This is a genomic window from Streptomyces sp. NRRL F-5650 (genome assembly GCF_000721365.1).
Lineage (GTDB): Bacteria > Actinomycetota > Actinomycetes > Streptomycetales > Streptomycetaceae > Streptomyces > Streptomyces ardesiacus.
In genome coordinates, this window is record NZ_JOGV01000167.1 from 1 (window position 1) to 674 (window position 674).

The 674-nt window shown below is 70.9% G+C and carries 1 protein-coding gene and 1 pseudogene; one reads left to right on the forward strand and one right to left on the reverse strand.

Annotated features, from left to right (window positions below; translation table 11 throughout):
• Positions 1-381 (forward strand): annotated as a pseudogene (locus IG88_RS45045) (hypothetical protein); the annotation flags it as partial.
• On the opposite strand, the gene IG88_RS45210 reads toward IG88_RS45045, so the two are convergent.
• Positions 293-643 (reverse strand): hypothetical protein, encoded by a 351-nt coding sequence (locus IG88_RS45210; protein WP_324609029.1) that lies wholly within the window; start codon positions 641-643, stop codon positions 293-295. The pseudogene IG88_RS45045 and the gene IG88_RS45210 overlap by 89 nt on opposite strands.
• Positions 644-674 lie beyond the last annotated feature (31 nt).

Sequence of the window (674 nt, forward strand, 5' to 3'; positions counted from 1 at the left end):
ACCCCACCAGCACCCCGCGTCAACACCCACACCGGCGCCGACAACCCCACATCCCCATACGCCTGCACCAACACCAACGACGCGACCAACGCCTCCTCACCATCACCCTCACCCCACGCCAACAACGACACCACACCAGCAACCTCACCGGCCCCGGCCAACTCCCGCGCCCAAGCCTCCCGATCCCCCGGCGACTCCAACACCCGCACCTCGGCACCCGCAGCCGCCAGCGCCCCCGACACCTCCTCCACCGGAGCACCCCCGCCCCGGACCACCACCAACCACACACCGCTCAAGGACGCCACCGACGGCACCCCCACCGAACGCCACACCGTCCGATACCGCCACGAGTCGATGGTCGTCTGCGCCCGACGCCCCTGACGCCACGCCACGCCGACAGCGCCGGAACCACCGACTCCCACGCCTGCGCATCCGCCCCCTCCACAAGCGAGGTCACACCGTCGACGTCCACGCGCTCCACCGCACCCCAGAACGCCGCGTCCACCGGATCGGTCGGTCCACCGGCCGCCGCCTGGCCGGGCTGGACGACGTCCTCTATCCAGTAGTGCTCGTGTTGGAAGGCGTAGGTGGGCAGGTCCACCCGGCGGGCACCACTGCCGGCGAACAAGGCCGACCAGTCCACCGGAACACCCGCGACATACGCCTCCGCCAAC